Raw genomic sequence first — 25,726 nt, 5'->3', positions numbered from 1 at the left:
TCTGTTCAACCCGACAGTTTAACGAAGCACAACATCGTATTGATCTTGCGTGTAAACAGAATCCACTTGGAAGTGAATGGCTTTACCGATAAAAGCCTCCAACTCTGCAACCGCAGCGCTTTCCTCATCCAAAAAGCGTTCAACCACAGAGCTCGCAGCTAAAACGGTATAAGTTTGCGAGTTATAGGCACGATCTGCCCTTAAAATTTCTCGGAACACTTCATAGCAGACCGTCTCAGGGGTCTTCACCAAACCACTACCGCGACAAGAACGACAAGGCTCACAGAGTGTCTGCCCTAGGCTTTCACGCGTTCTTTTTCGAGTCATTTCAACCAAACCTAACTCCGACACTCCGGTGATTTTGGTTTTCGCGTGGTCTATGTCTAATATTTTCTCAAGCATTCTTAATACTTGACGCTTATGTTCCTCGTCTTCCATGTCGATAAAATCGATAATAATAATCCCACCTAAATTTCTCAATCTAAGCTGACGGCCTATTGCGGTTGCGGCTTCTAAATTTGTTTTATAAATGGTTTCTTCTAAGTTTCGGCTACCAACAAAAGCCCCCGTGTTTACATCAACCGTGGTCATAGATTCCGTCTGCTCGACCAACAGGTAACCACCCGACTTAAGTTGAACCTTTCGATCTAGCGCCTTCTGAATTTCATCTTCAACACTGTATAAATCAAAAATGGGGCGTTCACCAGGGTAATACTCAATACGCTCTCTTAATTCGGGAATGAAATCTTCCGCAAATGCACGCAACTTAGCAAAGTTTTCTTTCGAGTCTATGCGAATTTTTTCTGTCGTTAATCCCACCAAATCTCGCATGGTGCGTAAGTGCAACGGAAGATCTTCATAAATAATAGAAGGCGCTTTGGCGTTTTGCATGCGCCCTTTTACAGATTGCCATAAACGCTTTAAAAATTTTATATCGGATAATATTTCGTCTTCGCCTGCCCGCTCCGCGGCCGTGCGCAAAATATAGCCGCTGTTTTCATCCGCATCGGTTAATGCCTCAGACACCAGCAATTTAAGACGCTCACGCTCCGTTTCATCTTCAATTCGTTGACTAACGCCAACATGAGCTTGATCCGGCATGTACACCAAATATCGGGAAGGTATGGATAAGTGCGTGGTCAGACGTGCGCCTTTTGTACTAATCGGATCCTTTGTTACTTGAACCACTAATGATTGACCTTCGCGTAAATAATCACCGATTTGGTCACTCGGATTCACCGCGTCACGACCGACCACTTCCGACACATGAATAAACGCCGCTCTTTCCAAGCCAATGTCCACAAAAGCAGCCTGCATACCCGGAAGCACTCGCACAACCTTACCTTGATAAATATTGCCGACGATGCCTTTCCGACTCGAACGCTCAATATACACTTCTTGCAGAACACCATTTTCAACCAGGGCAACCCTAATCTCCATAGGAGTGACATTAATGAGTACATCTTCACTCATAAGATTTTTCCTCTAGAGGGTGGATTCCAAACTGTGCGAGCAATTGCGCACTCTCGAACATAGGCAAACCGACAACGGCCGAATAAGACCCGACAAGGGATTCAACAAACACCGAACCAACCCCCTGAATCGCATAAGAACCGGCTTTATCTTGAGGTTCGCCGGTTTTCCAATACTGCGTAATCTCAACATCAGAAAGCGATCGGAAATGCACCTCACTGATCACACACTGGGTCGCTATATGATCGTAAGCTTGATTGCACACACAAAGGGAGGTAAGTACTTGATGCGAACGCCCAGACAACTGTCTAAGCATCGACTTTGATTCATCTAAAGAGGAAGGCTTGCCTAAAATGTGACCATCAACCACGACACTGGTATCAGACGCCATAAACACAGCAGAGACATCTTGATGGCCTTGACCTTGATAAATCAAGGTGGCCGCTTTGGCTTTTTCAACAGCCATTCGAATAACGTAGTCCTTGGCACCCTCATTCTCATAGGGCGTTTCATCAATATCAGCAGGTAACACCAAAAACTCTTTCACCAAAAGGCTCAGCAGCTCTTTCCTTCTTGGTGAGGCCGACGCCAAAACAAGCATACGCTCTTCCTAATTTAAAGTTGCCTAACGAATCGCGTACATACGGCGCACACTGCGTAAAATAATAAAAGACCAAGGCCACAACAGCCCCGTAATAATGGCAGGCATAAAAATCATTAACGTCGGTTTAGCGTAGCCAAGATAATGATCAATCCAAAAATCCACTAATTGATTAATACTAACCAATAAGCAAACAAAAAAGCCTTGCTGCCAGCGATGATACATACGTATACGCTTGTAAAACACAGCACAGGTATAAGCAATAATGACATAGGTTAAAGAATGCTGACCTATAATGCCGCCCTGCAATAGATCAACCATCAAGCCTAAGAACCAAGCTAAGCCAACACCCACACGAAAGGGTAACGCAATAACCCAATACAAAATAATCAACAACGCCCATTCCGGACGAAACCAAACCAATGGCTCAGGAAAAGGTACCGCTTCTAGCATCAACGCCGTCAATAATGTAATGGAAAAAACAACAATAGGCTTCACTCTTCCCTCACCTTAGACTTTTCAATTAGCATAACATGTCGACTACGCCCTAACTGAGCCAGCGGCACTACCGCTACATCAGCATAAGCCTTGCCTTGGGTATACTTCACACTTCGCACAATCCCGACGGGGTAACCACTCGGAAAGCGCTCATCTAAACCCGACGTCGTTAGCACATCGCCTTTTTTGATATCTACCGATCGGGGCACACTGACTAACTCCATCCGAGTTAAATCGCCAGTGCCGCGAAGAATGCTCCTAAAACCCGTTCTAGCAAGCTGTACAGGCACAAAATGACTGGCGTCTGCAATCAATAACACTCGACTACTGTAAGCGGCCGTCTCGACAACTTGACCCAATACACCCGTAGCGTCTAAAACAGGTTGACCGACATAAGCTCCAGATGAAAACCCTTTATCTATCATCAATCGATGGCTGTAAGCATTTTGGTCAAAACCAATCACCTCAGCCATAACGATTTTTTCATCTACGCGCTGGGAAGCATCCAATAACTCTCTTAAACGCACGTTTTCGGCGTGTAAGGAGTCGAGTCTTTGCTGACGGCTACGAAGTATTAAAATCTCCGCCTGTAGAGATTGATTTTCTTTTACCAAGTCTTCACGACTGGCAAGATGTTCACCAGCCCAATTCAGCATTTTCTGAGGGGTGTTTACAACCACTTGTATTGGCGTCACAAATAACGACAAATAAGGCCTTACTTGTGAAAAAGCGCCAAAACGAATATCAGCAACGATCATCATCATGGACAAGATGACCAGCACAACAAAACGCGCACTAGACACTCGGCCACCAAAGAAAAGCGAGTTGTTAATAGGAGGCTCCTAACGCTTACTCATTATCTGCCGTAAATAGTTCAGAAGCATGTTTGTCCATCAACTCTAAAGCCATGCCGCCGCCACGAGCAACACAGGTTAATGGGTCGTCAGCAATAATCACTGGCAAGCCCGTTTCTTCGCTGATTAAACGATCGATTTCACGCAATAACGCACCACCACCGGTTAACACCAAGCCCGTTTCACCAATATCCGCGGCTAATTCTGGTGGTGATTGCTCAAGCACACCTTTAATAGCCTGAACAATTTGCGCTAACGGTTCTTGTAATGCTTCTAAAATTTCAGTGCTAGTCAGTGTAAACGAGCGAGGAATCCCCTCCGCCAAGTTGCGACCACGCACATCAATTTGCAACTCTTCGCCGGTGTGATAAGCCATACCAATTTCAGTTTTAATGCGCTCAGCCGTGGCATCACCAATCAAACTGCCGTATTGACGACGAACATACGTCGTAATAGCTTCATCAAAACGGTCACCGCCCACTCGAATCGACTCAGATGTCACTATGCCATTCAACGAAATGATAGCAATCTCAGTAGTACCACCACCGATATCAATGACCATTGAGCCAGACGCTTCGGCAACAGGAAGACCTGCACCAATTGCGGCCGCCATGGGTTCTTCAATGATGTACACTTCGCGAGCGCCAGCCCCCAGTGCCGATTCTTTAATAGCGCGTCGTTCAACTTGAGTCGATTTGCAAGGAACACAGACCAAAACGCGCGGGCTTGGCTTCAACCAGCTGTTCTCATGAACTTTTGAGATAAAGTATTGCAGCATTTTTTCGGTCACATGAAAGTCAGCAATCACACCGTCTTTCATTGGACGAATAGCGGTAATATTACCCGGCGTTCGCCCTAACATGCGTTTAGCGTCTCTACCAACAGACGCCACTGTTTTTTGATTTCCATTATGACGGATAGCGACCACCGACGGCTCATCAAGCACGATTCCGCGGTCACGGACGTAAATGAGGGTGTTTGCCGTCCCTAAGTCAATAGATAAATCGCTTGAAAACATTCCCCGGACTTTCTTAAACATGAATTCTAACATCCTGATAATACAATACGAATCAGCGTCAAAATGTAACAATCACCAGCCCATTGGGCAAGTTGATTCCGCGTAAATGTTAAAAAAGTTCCCCTGTATGACGTTGTTTACCCAAAAAAAATTAATTCCGGGAAAATAAGCGTGGTTTTTCACCTTGTTAGCTTTATAGCCTCACCACTAAGGGATACAATAAAAGCCATTTATAGCTGTCAAGAATACAAACAAAATCAACCGTCAAACAAAATCAACAACCAAATAAATCAGGTGAAACATGTCCATAGACAAACAAGACGTGCAAAAAATTGCACACTTGGCTCGTCTCGCTCTCACTGAGGAAGGCGCCGACCAATATCAACACTCACTTTCTAGTATTTTATCGCTTGTTGAACAAATGCAATCTGTGAATACCGATGGCGTAGAGCCTCTCTCAAATCCGCTGGAAATGACACAAAGATTAAGAGAAGACATAGTCACCGAGGAAAATCGTCGCGACGCCTTCCTAGCGAACGCACCGCTGACCGAAGCCGGCCTTTTCCTTGTACCAAAAGTGATCGATTAAGAGAGACAAGCATGTTCGAACAAAGTATCTCGACATTAGCGCAAAAACTGCGCAACAAAGACCTTTCTAGTGTTGAGCTAACCCGCCATTTTTTAGCGCGCATAGCCAAACTTGACCCACAATTAAACAGCTTTATCACCGTCAATGAACAACGAGCCCTAGAACAAGCGGCCGCAGCCGATGCGCTATTACAAAACGGAAAAGGCTCCAGCCTGACGGGGATTCCGGTTGCTCATAAAGACCTGTTCTGCACAGAAGGCACGTTAACGACATGCGGCTCCAAGATGCTGAATAACTTCATTCCGCCTTACGAGTCCACCGTCACCCAGCGCATCCAACAAGCGGGTGCCATCATGCTGGGTAAAACCAATATGGACGAGTTCGCCATGGGCTCTTCTAATGAAAACAGCTTTTATGGCGCGGTAAAAAACCCATGGAATTTAGACAAGGTGCCAGGCGGATCTTCTGGTGGCTCTGCCGCTGCTGTGTCTGCAGGACTTGTCGTTGCCGCAACAGGCACCGACACTGGCGGCTCGATTCGCCAGCCAGCCTCCTTCTGCGGCATCACCGGCCTTAAACCAACCTACGGTCGCGTTTCTCGCTTCGGTATGATCGCCTATGCATCCAGCCTTGACCAAGGCGGCCCAATGGCCAAAAGTGCGGAAGATTGCGCACACCTAATGCAAGCCATGGCAGGATTTGACGACAAAGATTCCACCTCAGCCGAGCAACCAGTCGATGACTATTTAGCCAATATCAATGCACCGCTGACAGGCTTAAAAATTGGCCTCCCAAAAGAATATTTCGGTGACGGCCTAGATTCAAAAGTGGCCGACGTTATTATGGCGGCGGTCAAAGAGTTCGAAAAACTAGGCGCTAGCGTGAAAGAGATTTCACTGCCAAACCTACAACTTAGCATTCCGTCTTATTATGTCATTGCGCCGTCTGAAGCTTCTTCAAACCTGTCTCGCTTCGATGGCGTGCGTTTTGGCCATCGCTGTGACGACCCAAAAGATTTGCTGGATATGTATATGCGCTCACGCGCCGAAGGTTTTGGCACAGAAGTACAGAAACGCATCATGGTCGGCACTTACGCACTGTCAGAAGGCTACTACGACGCCTATTATTTAAAAGCACAAAAAATTCGTCGTCTCATTAAAGAGGACTTTGTTAAAGCCCTTGCCGAAGTGGATGTCATCATGGGCCCGGTTGCACCGACCACCGCCTTTGGCCTTGGTAGCAAAACCAGCGACCCCGTTGCCATGTACTTAGAAGATATTTATACATTGTCAGTTAACCTTGCCGGCATTCCTGCCATGTCAGTACCTGCCGGTTTTGTCGATGGCATGCCCGTTGGCCTGCAAATCATGGGCAACTATTTTGCCGAAGCCAAGCTCTTAAACGTTGCGCATCAGTATCAACAACACTCGGATTGGCATTTACAAATCCCCACTATGGCAAAAGGAGCATAAGCATGAACTGGGAAGTCGTTATTGGCCTTGAGATTCATACTCAGCTCTCTACCAAATCAAAATTGTTTTCTGGCGCCGCCGTAGGCTTTGGCGCAGAACCAAACACCCAAACCACGCTTGTCGACTTAGGTATGCCAGGCGCATTACCGGTTTTTAACAAAGAAGCCTTGCGCATGGCGGTTATGTTTGGTCACGCCATCAACGCTGACATTGGCATGACGTCGGTTTTTGCACGTAAAAACTACTTTTATCCAGATCTGCCAAAAGGCTACCAAACCAGCCAAATGGATCATCCGATTGTGGGCAAAGGCTACCTAGATGTCATGCTAGAAGACGGCACAACGTCTCGTGTTGGTATCACTCGCGCCCACCTTGAAGAAGACGCAGGCAAGTCTTTACATGAAGATTTCCAAGGCATGACGGGGATCGACTTAAACCGCTCCAGCACGCCGTTGTTAGAAATCGTCTCTGAGCCCGATATTCGCTCCGCCAAAGAAGCCGTAGCCTACGTTAAAATGATTCACTCCATTGTGACTTATCTTGGCATTTGCGATGGCAACATGGCAGAAGGCTCAATGCGTTGCGACATCAACTTGTCCCTGCGCCCAAAAGGTCAAAAAGAATACGGCACTCGCACAGAAATCAAAAACGTCAACTCGTTCCGTTTTATCGAAAAAGCCATTTACACTGAGATCGAGCGCCAAGCGGACATTTTAGAAGACGGCGGTCGCATCATTCAGGAAACACGTCTGTACGATCCAGAGAAAAACGAAACCCGCAGCATGCGTTCCAAAGAAGACGCCAACGACTATCGCTACTTCCCTTGCCCTGACCTACTCCCCATTGTCTTAACACAAGAGTACGTTGATGGCATCAGAGCCACCTTACCCGAGCTACCAAGTCAAAAAGCAGCGCGCTTCCAAAGCGAATACCTGCTCAGCGAATACGACGCTAACGTACTGTCGTCTTCACGCGCGATGGCGAACTACTTTGAAACCGCCAATACCGCCGTGGCCGATGCCAAACTGACCGCAAACTGGGTCATGGGTGAACTCAGCAAGCTGCTGAACCAAGAACAGCAAGACATTGAAAACGCGCCCGTTAATGCCCAAGCATTTGGCGAACTCTTGGTGCGAATCAAGGACAGCACCATTAATGGCAAAACCGCAAAAGATGTGTTGCAAGCCATGTGGGATGGCGAAGGTTCAGCGGACGACATCATCAAAGCAAAAGGCCTGAAACAAGTGACGGATACCGGTGCCATTGAAGCCATGATCCAAACTATTTTGGACGCCAATGCGGCTCAGGTTGAACAATACCGCGCCGCAGACGAAGACAAGCAAAAGAAAATGATCGGCTTCTTCGTCGGCCAAGTGATGAAAGCATCACAAGGCAAAGCCAACCCAAGCTTGGTTAACCCAATCCTTAGCAAGATGCTTAAAGGCTAGTAATCACGCTTTGAAAGCCGTAATGACGCTAATAACAGCAACAAAAAACACCGCCTTATTTTAATAATAAGGCGGTGTTTTTTTATCTTCTACAGACTCTTTTTAGCAGGCTCCTTTGCCTAAACAACAGACTAGAAGCCAGCCACCTAAAAATCAGCCACCACGCGATCCCGGCCCAGACGTTTTGCTTCATACAAGTTTCGATCTGCCTCCCGAATACTGGCCTCAAGAGAATCAGCGGATTGGCTACACAAACCAACACTGCAAGTGAGTGCGATTTTTGCCTCTGTAAACTCTTTTCGCCGCAGGCCGTCGAGAAAGTCATTGACCACCTCAAGCATATGAGGACCGCTGACTTCTGCTAGCACGCAAAACTCCTCACCACCAAAACGATAAGCCAACATCCCGGGAAACGCATCACGAATGACTTGCCCTAACGCTTCTAATAAACTATCGCCAACAATGTGGCCATAGGTATCATTTATTTGCTTGAAGTTATCCAGATCTAACATCGCCAAGGCAGCGTTCCCTTTAGCGTGGCGGAAAAAAGTCTCACCCTCACTAAACAAACAACGTCTATTTTTTAACTTAGTAAGCGGATCAATATTGGCCAAATCACGTATTGTCTCCAGCATCTCTTGAGCCTCAAGACTGTGCACAACACGACAATGAAACTCCTCATGATGGAAAGGCTTTTTCAAAAAGTCGTTTGCCCCCGCCTTGATAAATTTCGCCGATAACGCGCTGTCACCTTCCGCAGACAAACCAAGAATCACCAAATCCTGAAAGCGGGCATTGTATCTAAGCATACGCACTAGATCATACCCATTCACCAGCGGCATATTATAATCGGCGATCAGCATTCTAATATCCGTGTCCGCTTCTAGTTTCGCCAGCGCCTCCTGGCCATTTTCAGCCTCGATGACAGTAAAACAATACTGCTCAAGCAGTAACTTGATAAACTGCCGACTCACCACCGAGTCTTCAGCAACGAGAACTTTCAGCCCCTGATTTTTACTTAACCGCTCCACTACTTTAATCGCGTGATTGAATGAATAACGACTGTCCTTGGTGATGTAATCCAACACGCCTTTATTCAATAAACTGAGGCGCAACCTGTCATCAAAATTGCCCGTCAACACGACACAGGGGATCTGATAAGACAGAATAAGATCGACGATTTCGCCGTTTTCGGCATCAGGCAAATTCAGATCCACAATAGCGGCAAAATGCGTGTTACCAGCCTCTTTTAACTTTTTTTCGGCGTCTTCATAACAAGCACAAAGTACAGGAACAAAAATAGGGTTTTGGGACAACAAATGATGAAGCACCTTCAACACAACAGGACTGTCTTCCACTACTAATATTTTTCGTTCTTCCATCATCGGCATAATCCTATTTGAAAAAGTAATATAACTCACTTTTTTGAGTACATTTTTTAATTATCCTCTATGACCCGTCATTTCGATACTCTAAAATACCCTCTGTAAATGTTATTTTATAAAATCACAAGGCCATCCTATGCAATGCCGATCAGGCTGTGGCGCATGCTGCACAGCGCCCTCTATCAGCTCTCCCATTCCGGGTATGCCAAACGGCAAAGCCGCAGGAGAAGTATGCATACAGCTACTAAGTGATTACCGATGCGCGCTTTTTGAAGACCCGTCAAGACCGAAAGTGTGCGCCGACTTTCGTGCAGAAGAATACACTTGCGGCCATAATAGAGAAGAAGCCATCGCACTTTTATCTTACATGGAAGACGACACTAACCCCAAACACCTCCTCGTCATAACAAGGACTGCCTAATGATCATCACGAAACAATTTTTACCCTTATTTATCATAAGCCTATTACTCAGCGCCTGCTCATCCACATCAAACCAAGCATTTGTTATTGATCCCCCTAGCGAATCACAAATAGAAAACAGTGTGAAACAGCAAGTCGCCTTAACGCTGAACGCTTTCACTCCCGTTGCCGGTCAAGCCCTGCCCAACAACACGGTGCTAGAAGCCTACCAAGCGCGCGGCTACGAGCCAATGTGGATAAAAGATAAAAAAATCAATATGTCAATTTACAAACTACTCGACATACTTGAGCAATCCTACACTCACGGCCTTAACCCAATCCACTATCACACCGACATTATTAAAGAATACTTGGCGCTAAAACAGCCAACCCCTCAACAGTTAGCCGAGATGGATGTCATCACTACGATCGCCTTAACCAGCTACGCTCATGATCTTAGCAATGGCCGTTACGAGCCTCAATTAATCGACCCAAACTGGCAACTAGACGCCCCAAACAACAACTGGAGAGACTTGCTCTACATAGACTCAGCCACCGACATGGTTAATTCTCTTCCACTGCTCGCGCCTCGTAGCCCGCAGTATCAGATTCTGCAGAAATGGCTGGTGTACTATCAAGACCTCGCAAGAAAAGAAAAAGACATTTTTGTCAACGCTGGAGTCCCCCTGTCTGCTGGTGACGAAGGCCCTCGGGTTGCTCAACTGCGGGCCCGACTCGTTCAATTGGGTGACATACGATTTTCGACTCGCAAGGTCAACGAAGAACAATTTGATCTACGCCTAAAAGACGCTCTAATGCGTTTTCAACAACGCCATCACCTCTCAGCCGATGGCGCAGCAGGATCAAAAACCATTGAAATGCTCAACGTTCCACTCGAAACCCGCGCAAAACAAATTGCCTACAATTTAGAAAGATGGCGCTGGCTACCAAGCGAACTCGAAGCGAACCGCATTTGGGTGGATCTCACCAACTACACGATGGAAATGAATTTAAACGGTGAGCTCACCTCAATGAAGGTCGTCATTGGCAAACCCGAGCGAAAAACGCCTGTCTTCAAAGGTTTAATGACCTATATGGTCACCAACCCAACTTGGCGCGTTCCTCATCGTATTGCCAGAGAAAATCTATTGCCAAAACTGCAAGCCGACCCAAATTATCTGGTCAAACATGGCTACAAACTCTACTCAAGCTGGAGCATTGGCGCAAAAGAACTGGATTCGACTAAAATCAATTGGAAAGCCATCAGCGAAGACAAACTGGCTTTTCGCTTTGAACAAGAACCCGATGAAGGCAACGCACTCGGCCAATACAAGTTCATGTTCCCAAATAAAAATGAAATTTACTTACATGACACCCCAGCCAAGCACCTATTTAGAGAAACCAACAGAGCGTTCAGCTCCGGCTGTGTTCGCCTCGAAAACCCCAACGAGTTTGCCAAGGAAATCACCAAAGGCTACAAACAGTTTAATGAAATGAACAAGACACTCAAAACCGCCAGCAATAGCGTGATTTCCCTACCGACCTACATTCCGGTTTACTTGGTCTATTTCACCGTGGTGCCAAACGCCAATGGCATGTTGGAATTCCGTGATGATATTTACCAGCGAGATCCACTCATGGAAGAAGCCATGGGCTACTCAGCGTTTAATGCTAGAGAGTCTATTTAATCGTCATTTAAAATTGAAATTAACAGATATTGGAAGGTTTCATCTCCCCTACCTCATGTAGAGGGAGATGAAAGCAATAGGAATGGACCAACAATAGAAGCGGTGCGCGGCACACCTTAAAAGAAGGTCTGTGGTGATTATCGAACCATAATACAAACAGTCACTTCTTCACGATCATGGTAAAGATGTTTCACTTGATAATGATAGCTCACACCCGATTTTTTCAATAACGCCTCAATCGTTTGTAAACACAAAGTCACTTCTTGGTAGCGTTTTTTCATTGGCAGTTTTAAGTTAAAAATCGCCCGTCTTGTCCAACCGCTTGCCAGCCACTTGGCCATTAATTCCGCTACCTTTATTGGTCGCTCAACCATGTCGCACACCAACCAATCAACCGTATAAGGTGGCTCATATTTAAAACCATCGGCCTTTTCATGTTGCACCAAGCCCGTCGACATCAATTCCTTTTGCATCGGACCATTATCAATGGCAATAACATGAATGCCTTTTTTGACAAACTGATACGTCCAGCCACCCGGTGCCGCGCCCAAATCCACCGCCGTCATACCTTCGGTCAAATCGGCCTCACGAGTACGCTCTGGCACAAACTGTAAAAACGCTTCTTCCAATTTTAAAGTAGAACGGCTCGGACCGGCGGCCGGAAAGCGTAAACGGCGAATCCCCATAGGGAAATCACTGCGACAACTGGCATAGGACACCCCAAGGTAAGCCGACTCACCATCCAACATAAAGACATGATGACGAACCTCAACCGCTTTATTGCGCAATACACCCGATTTTTTCCAACCTTCACGCAACGGCTTTTCAAGCTTCTTGATCAAATTCGATAAGGCTTTTGCTTCATTCGTGTCCGCGGTTTCAATCCATATTTCTTCGGCTAATGGCAACTCACGTGCCGCCTCAAGCAAAGACTCAACACGACCACCCTGTTCTAATTCGATCACCCCATTTACCGCAATAATCTGACGAGCAAAAATAAGCCGATTAAAATCCAACTGCTGAATCAGCGCCTCACCCGCATCCGCCTGATCAAAGTTATACACAATGTAACCCGCATCGGAAACCACCTTGGCATAACCATAAAATCCTTTGCTAGCCGCCACTTCAGACAGTTCCGCCGCACAATCTTTTTCAAAGCCTTGACGACAGTAAACTAAAACATTTTTCATTCATATTCCTTCTCAATCAGGGACAATACCCGTTGAGTTCTACTTATTACTTTCTAGAAGGCCACTTCAATAAAGACTCATCAAGTTGAGTCGTCACAAAATCCATTAATTCAGCCGAAAAAAACGCCCCAGACCTTGGCAGGCAAACATAACGCCGTACTTCCCCATACCAGTCAAATTGCAGAGTATAAGCGTGCAAATACCCCCTGTCAGCCGCCTCTCCTGCGTATCTAAGATCTCCCAAAATTGGCGATCCAACACTCTTTAATGCCACACGAATTTGATGTGTTTTCCCCGTCAGAGGACGAACAAAAAACAACCTATGTGTTTGAAATGAAAGTGAAAAAAATTGCGTAATCGCGACGTTTTCATTTTCTTTAGTAAGCTTCCACTGCCCCCTTCGGCTGGGTACCATCCCCCCTATCACCGTGCCTTGTTTTTTCTTAGGCTTCTTTAACGAAAGAGCTAAATAACGCTTCTCCAGCTCATGCCGTTCAAACATTTTGCCGAACACCGCAGCAACATCCGAACGACAAGCCACGATTAATAACCCAGATGTCATTTTATCCAAGCGATGCACAGGAAAAAACCGCTGATCTGGATAAGCAACAGCCAAAGACTGCATCACCCCTAGCGTCTCAGATTCCGCATGAAAACTCATGCCTGCCGGTTTATCAATCACCCAATAATCATCACTACGAAACAATACTTTGAGCAAACGAGCCTCATCACGAATAAATAAAGAGAAAATGGAGTAGCCAACAAGCTTATCCACAGAGAAAGTGGACAACTCATATGTCAACACTAAGAGCGGAAATATAGTTTAATCTTGATAAATCGACTGCACCGAAATACGATTTCGACCGCTGCGTTTGGCGATATACAAGCCCTTATCAGCCTGAGCGAGTATCTCTTCATACCGGGAAACACTGGGCGCTATAGGGGCCAAACCAATACTGACCGTAACGGGAATCACAATGCCATGCTCTGTCTCTATGAGCATATTTTCCACTGACTCACGCATTCTTTCCATCGTTGCTTCCGCTTCTTTCAGATTGGTGTTAGGCATAATCACAATAAACTCTTCACCGCCATAGCGTCCGATTTCATCTTCAGTACGAATAACGGACGCCATCATGGTTGCCACTTTTGTCAAAACCAAATCACCCGCTTCATGACCAAAAGTATCATTGATCTTCTTAAAATGGTCCAAATCGACAATAGCAAAAACACACGATTCTTGATTGATCACAGAGTCAGCAAAAATATTAACCGCATCCGCCAACACTTTTCTTCGGTTTGAAAGACCGGTGAGCTCATCTCTCTCTGCCAACTGCCGCAAATGATGATTGACCGCTTTCAGTCGATTCATCACCAAGCGAATCACCACCGCAAAGTAAAAAGCCGTAAAAAGAAAAACGCAGACCAAGACAAGATTTTGATCAAATGACGTCAAATAAAGCCCTTTGGGACTCAGAAACTCACACACCAAAAATAACACAATGGAAACAATCACAATCCAATATTGGATAAAGCGCTGATCCGCTCGAAACACAATAAAAGCATAGGCAATGACGTTTAAAAACAGCAAATGAAAACCACTCTCCGCGCCAAAGTAAAATAAACTTAGAATGGCAACCTGACTGATTTTTGCAATCGGCATGAGCAATTGAGCTCGTAAAAAATAACCGCGATAGCTATAGCGTAGGCCTATAACGCCAACCCATAAACCAACAAGGCAAATGAACACAACGTAAGGCATATTGCGGGAAAAAAACACAATCAGCAGCAACAAGCCGCTAACGCAAAACATCAGGTAAGAAAAATTCACCACATGCTTCTGGTTAACGTCGTTGTCATACTCATCTTCAAAGCCAATATTGAGAAGCTTTTCTATGGTTTTTTTTGTTAAAGAAAACACTGCATCCCTAATGATAATCAAGCGGTTGTAATCGCACTGTTATAATCACACTATTATAATCAGAAAATAAGCTTCGATGGTTCAGAGCTGAAAGGTCGCATTCTACAGAATATGACTTGCTTTTCCTATAAATTCACACGGCTAAGCCACAGTAACTGAAAAATAACGCCCGCTAGTATCCAATGCTATTTTACTGAATGTCACGCGACGTTTTCACTGTCTCTTGGTGTCATTTATACACTATATCGCCACGCATAGGCGCTAACATTTTCAGCATTCGGTTTTGCTGCGGATAGGTCAAACCGGCTTTTTTCATGGCGTTAACCAATAAATCAACCGTCAGGTTAAAGTCAGCCTCATTGATGTTTTGGCCTTGATGCACTCTTAGCATAGTGTCTCCGGTATAAGCACAAGGGCCGCCCGTCGTCACACAAATATGCTCAATGAATTTTTCACGGAATCGAGTGATATTAGTTTTTTCAAAATAGCGATAAATCGTTTCATTGAAACTGATTTCATTAATAAAGTGATCCGTAATGGCTTCGGCGGTTGGCTTCCCCCCCATCTCGTCATATAAGCTTTGTGGCGCTTTGCTTGGCGCGGCACAAGCCACTAAGAATACACTAAACGCAAGCAAGGATGCTTTTACTAGGTTTACCATAAGTACCCCGTCATGGATAAATAAATGCCTTTTTGGTCTTTCTGCGTGGCGATTGTCCCTAAATCCACATAAGCGGCGGTCATGCTAACGTTTTTATTAGGCAGATAGCTGACAAAAAAGTCCGTCCAATCGTCTTCTGCTACGCTGGACAGATTACTTGGTTTCTGACGATACTCCATGCCCACCACCCAGTTCGGCGATAGCAGCAAGCCAACGCTGCCTTCCAGCATCAGTTGATAACTGTCGTTGTCTGGCCCACCGTAACCGAGCAAGCCCATTTCATTGGCTTTGGTCGCACGAGCGGTCGCATTCCAAACCAAATTATAGCCAGCCACCGCACCTAAATGCACCTTGGTCGCAGCAATATAAAAGTCCGTTCCGCTGTCGTCTTTGGCTCCCAGAACGGAAGCAACCGTATCGCTGTCTAATTGCTTATGCTGTAAACCGACACTGACTTGAGGATAGGTAGAGTAAACAGCATCGCCATATAAGCGAACTTTTACGCCGACGACATCTTGCTTAATATCTTCTGACTCTAGACTACGTCCTGTAATCAAAGACGCAGGTAAGACAAATGTCTGTTGCGCGTAACTCAGCTCGACTCGGTCATAAAAGCTGGTCGCTACGCCAATCGATGTAAGACGATAATCGCTGACATTAACATCTGAGACGAAAAACGACGCGGCGGTTTCGTCTTGGCTATCGTAGCCGGCCAGTGTCGCCCATGGCACCAAACCACCGCCGCCACTGCCTTCTATTTGAGACAAGCCAGCAGTAGCCAGTAACTTTCCCTCTCCAGCCATAACAGGAGCAATCCATAACACAGCACTGACCGCGCCTATTTGTTTGATGGCTTTCAAAATCAGATGATTATTCATCACATCGCAACCTTGTATCTAGAGTGTCCATTATTCTTATTGTGACCACTTTTTCTTACCAAACCCGGTGTGTGTACTGTGATCCATCGACTCAATAGGTGGCAAAAGGTCTAACTTGACCGTTTGATCATAGGTAAGGCTGATTTTCTGCGTCGCTCCCACCCCATCAAGTGTCCTTTCGCTCCATAATAATGCGCTATCACCTGGTTTTGCAGGCAAACGCACTTGACCATTTGCATCGGTTTTTAGCGTCAAGCTGTTATCCGCCACCACAATATAACCAATCATGTCATCGTGGATATTACAACCCAATGCGACAAGGCCAGGCTTATCAAATAACACCGGCGGCATATCAGAACCCTTATACAGTTTAATCTCAAACCTTTTTGGTTCTGAAAAACTGTAAACATGATGCCGAATATCATCACTGTTTGGAAAACTCACAAATTGACCTTTTTGCACCACAAGCACACGAGGAACAAAGGACTCATCAATCTGATCCATTACCGCTACCTTAGTTGGCGTACTCACAACGTGGCCAGGCAAAGAAACAACCGCACCGACAACAGGCAAATCGTCTTGATCTACAATAGTTAATATCATCTCGGCCCAACTACTTGAGGCGAAACAAAGTAACATCAGAGCCATTAAATAACGCATTGTCTTTCCTTTTGGTCAACGCCTTTTAACAAAGCAAATGAGTGATCAATAAAAAACCGAACCGGCTCAGCCGTGCACTGTATTGTCATTGTACTTCATACATTAAAAACCTTAGCAGATCATCCTGTTTTCTGTAACAGGACGTACCATCACCACAATAATGTCCAAACCACACTCAAACGATAACCATGATAGCGACGCTTAAAACGACAGTTGGCTTAATCTTTCGAGCTGATTTCAAGCGCCATTTCCCAGTTCGAAATAAAACGCTTTTGCTTGGCATAATCTCGACCAACCAGTAAATGCTGGTCCAACTCAATCACGCCTGTCGGCCCCGGCGCATTCACCACATAAGGGTCATTGGGCCGATTCGGATCAGGCCGCATTGGAAACAACAAGCCCTGAGTTTGCATCATTTTTTGCGCATTATCTGACAGTAAAAAATCCAAAAACATCCCTGCATCCTCGACATTTGGCGCCCCTTTAGGGATCAGCGCCACCCGCATCAGCATCAAGGTATAATCCTTAGGCAAAATCATTTTTAACCTATCGTCATCGCGCACTCTTTGTGACGCATAAGACCCCAGCAAGTTATAACCCAATACCAGTTTTCCCGAAGCAACGTCGTCAATAATATCGTGCGTACAACAATAAGTTTGCACATCATGACTGCCAAAAGCCTCCAGCAAACGCCCCCACGTCACATCCGCTTGACGGGCATCCTGACTCGCCAATAAATACCCTACGCCACTTTCGCGTATATCGTAAGTTCCAATCCGCTTCGTCATGGCTTTTTCATTCTGCCGAATGGTTTGCAATAAAGATTGGCGATCATCGGGTAAGTCACCAGGAAAAGCCGCCTTATTCACCAACATCACAATGGGCTCGACCGAAAAAGCAAACAATTGGTTTCGCCAAGTAAAGTTGTCTGGCAATTGATCCGTTAAGGTTGAATGGTAGGTTTGCGCGTAACCGTCATTGACTAACTTTAAGTGCAAATCCATAGCGCTGCTAATCACCAGACTCGAAATGGGATTTTTTTGTTCTTCTATCGTCACATAATACAATTCCAGCGTATTAACGTCTCGATAAGACACCCTAATATCTGGGTGCAATGCCACAAAAGCCTTGAGCATTGGCTCTAATGAAGACAAGTCCATCGCCGAATTGATCACCAGAACTCGAGGCGCCTGCGCATCACCAAACCACACTGGTTCTGCGGCCCATAACCTGCTGACACCGAAGCTGGATACCAGCAGCATAAACAGTAAAAATGGCTTCATACTGTGTCTCCATCAACGCTAAATTTTCTAAAATCCACTTGGAAGGTGGTGCCTTTGGGATGCGTGTCTAAGATCTCAATTTTTGCCCCATGGTGATCAACAATGTCTTTCACCATCGCTAGCCCCACGCCACTGCCGGCAATATCATAACGGCCTCGATAAAATCGCTCGAATACGCGCTCTTTTTCCACATCAGGAATACCGCCACCGTAATCAATTACCTCGACGCGATAAAAGTGCTCAAACGCTCTCACTTGTACTATCACTTCCGTGGCATTATTCGCCCCTACTGCACTATAACGCACGGCGTTTTCAATGAGGTTTTGCATCATTTGCTGAATCGCAAAACCATCCCCCAAAATACACGCCGTGGTTAAACCGCAATCAAGTGACAGCTGCACGCCTTGATGTAACGCCGTCACCGCTTGGGCGCGACAAGATGCTCTGATGGGTTCCAGTAGATTTATGGGCTCTAAACGATGCGTCTGCAAGCGATGAGAAACAACCGCTTGATTGAGTAACAAAGTAACCGTCTGACTCAAAGCATCACATTGTTTTACAATGTTTTCCAATGCCTGATATTGCGCGTGGGGGGAGGTACCTGCAGTAGAAATATTATCACGAGCATTTTCTGCTAACGCTCGCAGGCTTGCTAATGGCGTGCGTAGTTGATGCGCGGCATCAGCCGTATAATTTTCCAGTTGCTCTAAGTTGGTCTGAAGGCGAGCCATAAAATGGTTAATCGCCACCTTGAGGTGATGGGTTTCTTTTGGCGTGTTGATGTCCAACGGCGTCAGATCCCCCATCACCCGCTCTTCTAATGCCCACTCAATTCTATGCAAAGGTCGCAATACAAGATGACTGCCAATCGCAATCAAGGCGATGGCCACCAAAGCAATAAACACCACCACTTCAACGGCACGCTGGGTGATTGCCGTGCTCATTTCTTCTCGTGAAAGTCGAGTTTGCCCCAGTACAATTCGAACCGTATCGGCGGTTTCTGGGTCGGTCAGATAGCGTTCAATCCAAGCAAAACGCACCATTTCACCAGAGTATTCTTGATCATAAAATTGAATTTCATCTAAAACAGAAGGCCCTGTCGGCGTACCAAGATCTTGGTAGCCCGTAATAAAACCTTGTTTGACACTTTCAACCTTATAAAATACGCGGTCTTCCTGTGCTTGGGCGAGCGTCGCAAAAGCGGACCACGGAATATCAATGCTCGCTTCGTTACGGATTAAACTGACATTTTCATCCATTTGCAGCAAAGCACTGCGTAACAAACGATCATAAGACAAATCGGCGAGCTTTTGACTGTAATCAAAAATCAAATTGATCGCCAAGCCAGCAATAATGCCAATCACCAACACCCCAGCCAAAATAAACCGAAAGCGTAACGAAGGGGCCTTTTTTAGCGCTCTATTCTCTTCTTCGCTAAGACTGTGATGGTCGGGCGATTTCTGCCACATAGCCGATCCCCCTTAACGTACTAATCACCAAATCTCCCTTGGCGGTTTTTTTCCGCAAACGACCGACATACAGTTCAATCGCATTAGGGCCAGGAGTTTCATTGAAATTAAATAAATGGTCGGTGATTTCGTCTTTGCTTAAGACTCGACCCAAATGCCCAAGGAAAATTTCCAGCAAGCGAAACTCCCGGTTGGTAATAGCGGTAAGTTCACCTTCAATAAAGACCTGACGACTGTCTCTATTTACCACAATATTGCCGTGTTCTGTGACATTGGCCGCATAGCCTTGCTTACGGCGTAATAACGCCCGGCAACGCGCTTCTAACTCACCAAAATCAAAGGGCTTAGTAAGGTAATCATCTGCGCCTGCGTCTAAAAGCCGAATACGGTCTTCGATCTGATCCCGCGCGGTTAAAATGAGCACCGGCGTATCGTCATCCCGTTGCCGCAGTTTTTGCAATAATTGCAAGCCGGATAAACCGGGCAAATTTAAGTCAAGCAAGATCAAATCAACCGATTGATATCGAAGCAATTCATCGGCTTTTTTGCCATCGCCCATTAAATCTACGCCATGCCCTAAACTGGTTAAGCGTTCACAGATTGCTTGCCCTAACACCTGAGTATCTTCTACTACTAAAATTCGCATAAAACGCCAGCCATATACTGTTATTATTTTTTGTGGAGCCCTTATGACAAAAACAAAAAATTCGAACAGCCTAAACTGTTCGAATTTCACATCAACTATTTATACAATTATTGCTTATATTGTCGCCACTTAAACAGCAATCACTGAATAGTAACCACTTACAAGGAACAATAGCAGCCAATCTTTGGTCGATCTAATCGTCTTTTTCAGAGATTTTTGCTCTTGCCATTTTAGCACGAACCATAGGACCAATGATCATGGGCAAAATCAAACCCAACATCGCCACAGTCCAAAGACCAATACTCAAGCCGCTATTAAACAGTACCGTCCAATCACCATCTGAAAGCACCAAGGCATGACGAAGACTTTTCTCCATTTCAGGCCCAAGCAACATACCCAGAATGATCGGCACTAATGGAATATCGATTTTACGGAAAATATAACCCAATACCCCGAAACCCACCATGAAATACAAATCTAGCGCACTATGGCTCACCGAATAAATACCCACAGACGCAATCAAGGTAACGATTGGCATCAAGTACTTAGGTGGAATACTCAATAGCTTAACGAAAATCCCCACCATCGGAATGTTTAACAATAGCAACACGAAGTTACCCACAAACATCGCCGCGATAACACCCCAAACCAGATCCGCGTTTTGTTGGAATAACATAGGGCCCGGTGAAATATTTAACGATACTAACATCGCCAACAATACCGCTGTCGTGCCACTTCCAGGTACACCCAAGGTAAGCATAGGCACAAGGGCGCCCGATGCCGCCCCATTATTGCCTGCTTCTGGCGCCGCGACACCGCGTGGATCACCTTTACCAAACTCGCCTTTGTCAGAAAAACGCTTCTCTAGTGTATAACTAACAAAGCTGCCTAAGGACGCCCCTGCACCGGGTAACACACCCGCAACGAAACCCAATACCGCACCGCGAAAAGAAGCCGGTAATACTTGAATAATGTCTTTTGCGCTTAATTTTAACTTGTTAACCGCGATTTGTTTTAGACCATCACCCGCGTGACGTTCCAAGAAAAACAACAACTCACTGATGGCAAACAAGCCCACAATCGCAATAATAAAATCGACGCCTTCAAATAGCTCTAAGGTGCCAAACGTAAACCGTTGTACGCCCGTTGAAATATCAATCCCGACAGACGCAATCATCAAACCAATCGCCGCCGCCATTAACGTCTTAAATTGGTTTTTACCTGTGATACCGCCCAAGGTCGCAAACGCCAAGGCGAACAAAGCAAAGTATTCAGAAGGCCCAAATCTCAAGGCAAACTTGGCTAAAATGGGCGCGAGAATAACCAGACCAATCGTCGCAATAAAACTACCAATAAAAGACGCAATCGCAGAAATAGCCAAGGCCTCTGCCGCTTTGCCTTTTACCGCCATCGGATAACCATCTAAACAAGTCATCATCGCAGGTTCGTCACCCGGAATATTCAACAAGATAGACGAAATACGACCGCCGTACATGGCACCCGCATAAACAGAGGTTAACAAAATAAGAGAAGACGTCGGTGACAAACCTAAACTGAATGCCAACGGGATCAAAATAGCCACACCATTAGCGGGGCCAAGACCGGGTAAAGCGCCGATAAGCGTACCTAATATGGCACCGATCACCGCAAACATAATACTTTCTGGCGTTAATGCGACCGCAAAGCCTTGCATTAATAAGCTCATAGTATCCATATTAAAACTCCAATAGACCTAGAGGCAGTGCTAGTTCTAGCACATTATTGAAAAGGAAGAAGATAACCACAGAACTTGTCACACCCGTGATAAGACTCTTAGCAATACTTGCTCCCATACGCCAACTTAAAAAACTCACCACAAGCGCCGCAGCAGGCATAAAACCAACCGGTTCAATCGCCCATGCAAAAGCAAGCATGGCAAGCACCACAATACTAAGTTCAATCAACATAGCAGATGGCGCCCATTTCTCATCTGGATCAGGACGAACAATCATATAGATTGAGCTAATGCCTAAAATGATGGATAGCATAATAGGAAAGGTTTCAGGTCCGACACTTTCGTGTCCACCAAAAGGAATGGGGAATTGCGTCGCTTCCCAGCCGTAGGCAACGGCAAGAATCAGCATCAGCATGCCAAACACACGATCGTTAATACGCATGTCTCTGCTCCATGTTAATTAATCAAAAGGGGAGGAATCAGTAAAAACAGGAGGGGCCACGGTGTCAAAACAAATACCCCCTCCAAATAGCGGTTCAAAATTATTTAATCAAACCGATGTCTTTAGATAAAACTTGAATGTCTAGAATTTGGTTGTTAACAAACTGAGTAAAGTCTTCACCAGACTTATGGAACGGCATCACACCATTTTTAACCATAATGTCTTCCCACTCTTTTGTTGTGTAAAGCTCATCCATGGTTTTTACCCACCAATCATAAGACTCTGCACTCGAGTTTCCAGGCATATAAAATCCACGCCAGTTTGGTGCAACAGAGTCAATGCCCTGTTCCATCGCCGTTGGAATCGCATCGAATGGAGCCGGTAGACGCTCTTCAGAAAGCACCGCTAGAACACGTAAATCACCGGAATCCATGAAGCCTTTTACTTCAGAAATATCACCCGTAAAGGCATCAACGTGTCCGCCAACCACTTGAACCAAGGCTTCAGAACCACCGCTAAAAGCAAGGTAACGAACTTTCGGTAAATTAGTGACATTGGCTTTTTGCGCTGTCATCAATACTTTTAAATGATCCCAGCCACCAGAAGCACTACCGCCTGCAAATTTAACCGCGCCTGGGTCTTTTTTCAGCGCGTTCAACAATTGGTTAAGTGAGGTGTATTGTGAATCTTTGCCTACGGCAATGATGCCGTAATCCGCACCCAATGTTCCGATCCATTTTACCTGCTCGGAATTCATACCTGGGAATTGGCCTTGGGCAAGACGAGTAGTGGTTGCCGTACTTGCAGCCACAATCAGATTATTATCTGTGTCGCGTTTGCTGATAGTATGAGCAAAAGCCACACCGCCGCCAGCGCCCGTCATGTTTACCGTCTGAACATTACCTTTGAAGTATCCTTGATCAACCAAGACTCTACCCACACTACGACACGTAAAATCCCAGCCACCACCAGGGTTTGCTGGCGCAATACATTCAGCACTACGAGCGGGTTCATAGGCATGTGCCTGACCTGCAACAGTCAATGCGATAGCGCCAGAAATAAGAATAGACTTCAAAGAAAGGGTATTAAGCATGGTTATCTCCTGCTTGTTGTTTTTTTTGTTGTTAGCCATTCAAGCTCCTAAAATGCAGATTCTAGAAAACTCGATCAACAGACATTACCTGTCAAACCTGTCACCACCCTGTCAGAAAGTAAGTTTTTACCAAAATCATGCAAATAAAGCGCACTTTCGACAATTTAAAGAACATCCAACAACAAAGTACATCCAACAACAAAGCACATTGCCAACAACAAAGTGCGAACCAACCAGTCAAAAAAATGCCCTCAACCGCTAAAAAGCCATTAAGGGCACCGAGTCTGACGCGAAACAGCAGCGCTTTGTTTTAAGCCGCCAAATTAAGCCACCTGAATCTGATCAGCATTACGCGACACACGCTGTAAATAGCTTTCCATTTCCGCCATACCGTTTGGTTGGTCTACTTTCACCCCCAAATCACGCATCGTGCTGCCCAACGCATGCAAAGTACGGAACAAGTTGTGCTCGCGGCACTGCTCACCCATTTGGCCAATGCGCACAATTGGCTGGCCAAACGAACCGGCAATTTCCACTCGATACATTTCGGAAATATGACGACAAATCTTCTGCGCCGTCAGCCCTTCTGGAATATTGATACCAACCACAGAGTTTAAACGTGACGCTGGCGGAATAAACAACTCTAATCCCATCCCTTCAACCCCCGCCTGCAACGCTTTAGAGCAGCGCAAATGACGAGAAAAACGCTGTTCTAATGTCTCATCGCATACCAACTTTAAGGCTTCATGCAAAGCCATAATACCAGACACTGGCGCCGTATAATGGTAGCCATCGTTGTGCCAAAAATTCTCTGCCAATTGCGCATCAAAGCACCACTGAACCGTTGGCTTGGTACGACTCTTCACCGCCGCCCACGCCTCGTCAGAAAACACCAACAATGACACACCGGGGATAGATGATAAGCCCTTTTGCCCCCCTGTAATCACCACATCCACCTGCCACGCATCCATTTTCAGCGGCATGGTACTGAGCGTACAAACGGCATCCACCACCACCAAACACCCATAAGACTTGGCAATTCGGGTGATCTCCTCTAGCGTGTGATTAAACACCGTATTCGAGGTTTCACCTTGCACCAGCGTTAACACTTTTGGTCGCGTTTCCTCAATGGCCTTGCGAACGCGCTCTGGGTCCGCTGCTTCATGAACGCCAACATGCAGCTCATGCACATCGGCCCCCATTCGCGTCGCCATTTCCGCCATACGATGACTAAAAAAACCATTGTTGATACATAAAACACGCTCGCCCGGTTGCAATAAATTCGCCACCGCCATCTCCATCGCGGCAGAAGCCGGTCCCGCTACACCAAGCACCCATTTAGATTCCGTTTGAAACACATAACGCGCCATGGCTTTTACCTGCCCAATCACCTGCGCCATCACACTGCCAAGGTGATTAATCACCACCGAATTGGCCTTGGCGACACGCTCAGGAATAGGCACAGGGCCTGCGCCCATCATTAACAAAGGTTCATGTGGAAGAATGTCATCTAACGATTTCACCTGGGGACGAGGAATACCCATTGGCGAGGAAGCGGTCATTTTATGCAGCCCTTATTAGTTAAAATTAAAAAACGGTTAGAATTAAAAAAACGGTCAAAGTTGAAAAAAAACATTTCTACGGCAAAAAGCGTATTTTCACGCTTTCACAGTAGAAAATATCGAAAAATACGTTTTAGCAAAATAATATCTCGCAATAGTACAATATCCCTTTGAATAATAAGAGGTCGTAAACTGAAAAGAGTGTAATAAACCACAAGCCTTCAATTTCGCCTTAGATCTGACGTGTTTCCATTTCAGCAAGCAGTATTTTTTACTCTGCAAGATCTCAATGAACTGTGCGATAATGCGCGAAATTCCCTATTCAGGATCCCGTTATGATTACTTGTGGTATCGAAATAAAAAGCAGCGAAGTGATTCTTTGCCTACTGTCCAAACAAGACGGACTGTTTCAAATCGCCGATTGTCGCCAAACTCGACACACTTTAAACAACCCAAACGACAGCGAAAGCCTACGCAAATTTCAGTTTATGCTGAAAAAACTCTTTGAAGATTACAAAGTCAAAAGAGCCGTTATTCGTGAACGCCCCACCAAAGGCAAATTCGCTGGCGCCTCAGTGGGCTTCAAGATCGAAGCCGCGATCCAATTGATTGATAACGTTCAGGTCGATTTGTTTAGTGGCGCCAAAACCAAAGACATTCTGCAACACAACCCAATGCCCATTCCATTTAAAGCAACCGGCTTACGCGCGTTCCAAGAAGGCGCCTTCACCGTTGCTTATGCCGCACTTTCTGAGCACATTACAGAAGCCTAAACATCAAC

At 45.7% G+C, this 25,726-nt stretch carries 25 protein-coding genes; 6 read left to right on the top strand and 19 right to left on the bottom strand.

Annotation, left to right across the window (positions count from 1 at the left end):
* Positions 1–18: 18 nt before the first annotated feature.
* From rng to J8N69_RS13925, 5 genes are read right to left on the bottom strand one after another with little or no spacing between them, the layout of a single operon-like run.
* Entirely contained in the window at positions 19–1,473 is a 1,455-nt protein-coding gene (rng, locus tag J8N69_RS13945) for a ribonuclease G (RefSeq protein WP_168823338.1), read from the bottom strand.
* Positions 1,466–2,074: a Maf family protein gene (locus J8N69_RS13940; protein ID WP_168823337.1), complete on the bottom strand. Its 609-nt coding sequence runs from the start codon at positions 2,072–2,074 to the stop codon at positions 1,466–1,468. The genes rng and J8N69_RS13940 overlap by 8 nt, the downstream gene beginning before the upstream one ends.
* A gap of 24 nt (positions 2,075–2,098) precedes the next feature.
* Positions 2,099–2,572, bottom strand: a complete 474-nt coding sequence (mreD, locus tag J8N69_RS13935; RefSeq protein ID WP_168823335.1) for a rod shape-determining protein MreD — start codon at positions 2,570–2,572, stop codon at positions 2,099–2,101.
* Positions 2,569–3,375 carry a rod shape-determining protein MreC gene (gene mreC / locus J8N69_RS13930; protein ID WP_227803903.1) on the bottom strand — a complete coding sequence of 269 codons (807 nt, stop codon included), beginning with the start codon at positions 3,373–3,375 and terminating at the stop codon, positions 2,569–2,571. The genes mreD and mreC overlap by 4 nt, the downstream gene beginning before the upstream one ends.
* Before the next feature lie 46 nt (positions 3,376–3,421).
* The gene (locus J8N69_RS13925; RefSeq protein ID WP_168823333.1) at positions 3,422–4,465 is read right to left on the bottom strand and encodes a rod shape-determining protein; all 1,044 of its coding nucleotides are present in this window, start codon (positions 4,463–4,465) and stop codon (positions 3,422–3,424) included.
* A gap of 280 nt (positions 4,466–4,745) precedes the next feature.
* On the opposite strand from J8N69_RS13925, the gene gatC reads away from it, so the two are divergent.
* Genes gatC through gatB form a run of 3 tightly spaced genes read left to right on the top strand, consistent with a single transcriptional unit; the run spans position 4,746 to position 7,953 of the window.
* Complete coding sequence (gene gatC, locus J8N69_RS13920) at positions 4,746–5,033, top strand: Asp-tRNA(Asn)/Glu-tRNA(Gln) amidotransferase subunit GatC (protein WP_168823331.1); 288 nt, start codon at positions 4,746–4,748, stop codon at positions 5,031–5,033.
* Positions 5,034–5,044: 11 nt separating this feature from the next.
* Positions 5,045–6,505 (top strand): Asp-tRNA(Asn)/Glu-tRNA(Gln) amidotransferase subunit GatA, encoded by a 1,461-nt coding sequence (gatA, locus tag J8N69_RS13915; RefSeq protein ID WP_168823329.1) that lies wholly within the window; start codon positions 5,045–5,047, stop codon positions 6,503–6,505.
* Positions 6,506–6,507: 2 nt separating this feature from the next.
* Positions 6,508–7,953, top strand: coding sequence for an Asp-tRNA(Asn)/Glu-tRNA(Gln) amidotransferase subunit GatB (gatB, locus tag J8N69_RS13910; protein WP_168823327.1), 1,446 nt, complete (start codon positions 6,508–6,510; stop codon positions 7,951–7,953).
* A 146-nt stretch (positions 7,954–8,099) separates the two neighbouring features.
* Here gatB and J8N69_RS13905 read toward each other — a convergent pair whose 3' ends face one another.
* Positions 8,100–9,338 (bottom strand): GGDEF domain-containing response regulator, encoded by a 1,239-nt coding sequence (locus tag J8N69_RS13905; RefSeq protein ID WP_227803902.1) that lies wholly within the window; start codon positions 9,336–9,338, stop codon positions 8,100–8,102.
* Positions 9,339–9,474: 136 nt separating this feature from the next.
* Here J8N69_RS13905 and J8N69_RS13900 point away from each other — a divergent pair, with 136 nt between their 5' ends.
* Together J8N69_RS13900 and J8N69_RS13895 are read left to right on the top strand one after the other, a co-directional pair.
* Positions 9,475–9,759, top strand: coding sequence for a YkgJ family cysteine cluster protein (locus J8N69_RS13900; RefSeq protein WP_168823326.1), 285 nt, complete (start codon positions 9,475–9,477; stop codon positions 9,757–9,759).
* Entirely contained in the window at positions 9,759–11,426 is a 1,668-nt protein-coding gene (locus tag J8N69_RS13895) for a L,D-transpeptidase family protein (RefSeq protein ID WP_168823324.1), read from the top strand. The genes J8N69_RS13900 and J8N69_RS13895 overlap by 1 nt, the downstream gene beginning before the upstream one ends.
* Positions 11,427–11,563: 137 nt before the next feature.
* Here the strand turns inward: J8N69_RS13895 and rlmM are convergent, their stop codons facing one another.
* From rlmM to J8N69_RS13830, 13 genes are all read right to left on the bottom strand, one after another.
* Positions 11,564–12,616 carry a 23S rRNA (cytidine(2498)-2'-O)-methyltransferase RlmM gene (gene rlmM / locus J8N69_RS13890; protein ID WP_168823322.1) on the bottom strand — a complete coding sequence of 351 codons (1,053 nt, stop codon included), beginning with the start codon at positions 12,614–12,616 and terminating at the stop codon, positions 11,564–11,566.
* A 46-nt stretch (positions 12,617–12,662) separates the two neighbouring features.
* Positions 12,663–13,406 carry a TIGR01621 family pseudouridine synthase gene (locus J8N69_RS13885; RefSeq protein ID WP_227803901.1) on the bottom strand — a complete coding sequence of 248 codons (744 nt, stop codon included), beginning with the start codon at positions 13,404–13,406 and terminating at the stop codon, positions 12,663–12,665.
* A 33-nt stretch (positions 13,407–13,439) separates the two neighbouring features.
* The gene (locus J8N69_RS13880; protein WP_168823320.1) at positions 13,440–14,537 is read right to left on the bottom strand and encodes a GGDEF domain-containing protein; all 1,098 of its coding nucleotides are present in this window, start codon (positions 14,535–14,537) and stop codon (positions 13,440–13,442) included.
* A gap of 229 nt (positions 14,538–14,766) precedes the next feature.
* Positions 14,767–15,198: a group I truncated hemoglobin gene (locus J8N69_RS13875; RefSeq protein WP_168823318.1), complete on the bottom strand. Its 432-nt coding sequence runs from the start codon at positions 15,196–15,198 to the stop codon at positions 14,767–14,769.
* A complete protein-coding gene (locus tag J8N69_RS13870) occupies positions 15,192–16,076 on the bottom strand; it encodes a DUF3034 family protein (protein WP_168823316.1) in 885 nt (294 codons plus the stop codon). The genes J8N69_RS13875 and J8N69_RS13870 overlap by 7 nt, the downstream gene beginning before the upstream one ends.
* 36 nt (positions 16,077–16,112) lie before the next feature.
* On the bottom strand, positions 16,113–16,736 hold the full coding sequence (locus J8N69_RS13865; protein WP_168823314.1) for a methylamine utilization protein: 624 nt from the start codon (positions 16,734–16,736) through the stop codon (positions 16,113–16,115).
* Positions 16,737–16,954: 218 nt separating this feature from the next.
* Complete coding sequence (locus J8N69_RS13860) at positions 16,955–18,019, bottom strand: ABC transporter substrate-binding protein (RefSeq protein ID WP_168823312.1); 1,065 nt, start codon at positions 18,017–18,019, stop codon at positions 16,955–16,957.
* Entirely contained in the window at positions 18,016–19,488 is a 1,473-nt protein-coding gene (locus J8N69_RS13855; RefSeq protein ID WP_168823310.1) for a sensor histidine kinase, read from the bottom strand. Before J8N69_RS13855 ends, J8N69_RS13860 begins: the two co-directional genes overlap by 4 nt.
* Positions 19,454–20,134, bottom strand: a complete 681-nt coding sequence (locus tag J8N69_RS13850) for a response regulator transcription factor (RefSeq protein ID WP_168823308.1) — start codon at positions 20,132–20,134, stop codon at positions 19,454–19,456. The genes J8N69_RS13855 and J8N69_RS13850 overlap by 35 nt, the downstream gene beginning before the upstream one ends.
* Positions 20,135–20,327: 193 nt before the next feature.
* Positions 20,328–21,848 carry a tripartite tricarboxylate transporter permease gene (locus J8N69_RS13845; protein ID WP_168823306.1) on the bottom strand — a complete coding sequence of 507 codons (1,521 nt, stop codon included), beginning with the start codon at positions 21,846–21,848 and terminating at the stop codon, positions 20,328–20,330.
* A gap of 1 nt (position 21,849) precedes the next feature.
* Positions 21,850–22,290, bottom strand: a complete 441-nt coding sequence (locus tag J8N69_RS13840; RefSeq protein WP_168823304.1) for a tripartite tricarboxylate transporter TctB family protein — start codon at positions 22,288–22,290, stop codon at positions 21,850–21,852.
* A 100-nt stretch (positions 22,291–22,390) separates the two neighbouring features.
* Complete coding sequence (locus tag J8N69_RS13835) at positions 22,391–23,383, bottom strand: Bug family tripartite tricarboxylate transporter substrate binding protein (protein ID WP_168823498.1); 993 nt, start codon at positions 23,381–23,383, stop codon at positions 22,391–22,393.
* A 323-nt stretch (positions 23,384–23,706) separates the two neighbouring features.
* On the bottom strand, positions 23,707–24,945 hold the full coding sequence (locus J8N69_RS13830; protein ID WP_168823301.1) for a pyridoxal-phosphate-dependent aminotransferase family protein: 1,239 nt from the start codon (positions 24,943–24,945) through the stop codon (positions 23,707–23,709).
* A 335-nt stretch (positions 24,946–25,280) separates the two neighbouring features.
* Between J8N69_RS13830 and J8N69_RS13825 the strand changes: the two genes are divergently transcribed.
* Entirely contained in the window at positions 25,281–25,718 is a 438-nt protein-coding gene (locus J8N69_RS13825) for a DUF3010 family protein (protein WP_168823299.1), read from the top strand.
* Positions 25,719–25,726: the final 8 nt, after the last annotated feature.

The sequence above is a fragment of the Marinomonas profundi genome (assembly GCF_020694005.1).
Lineage (GTDB): Bacteria > Pseudomonadota > Gammaproteobacteria > Pseudomonadales > Marinomonadaceae > Marinomonas > Marinomonas profundi.
This window is presented reverse-complemented; position numbering and strand designations above follow the sequence as displayed.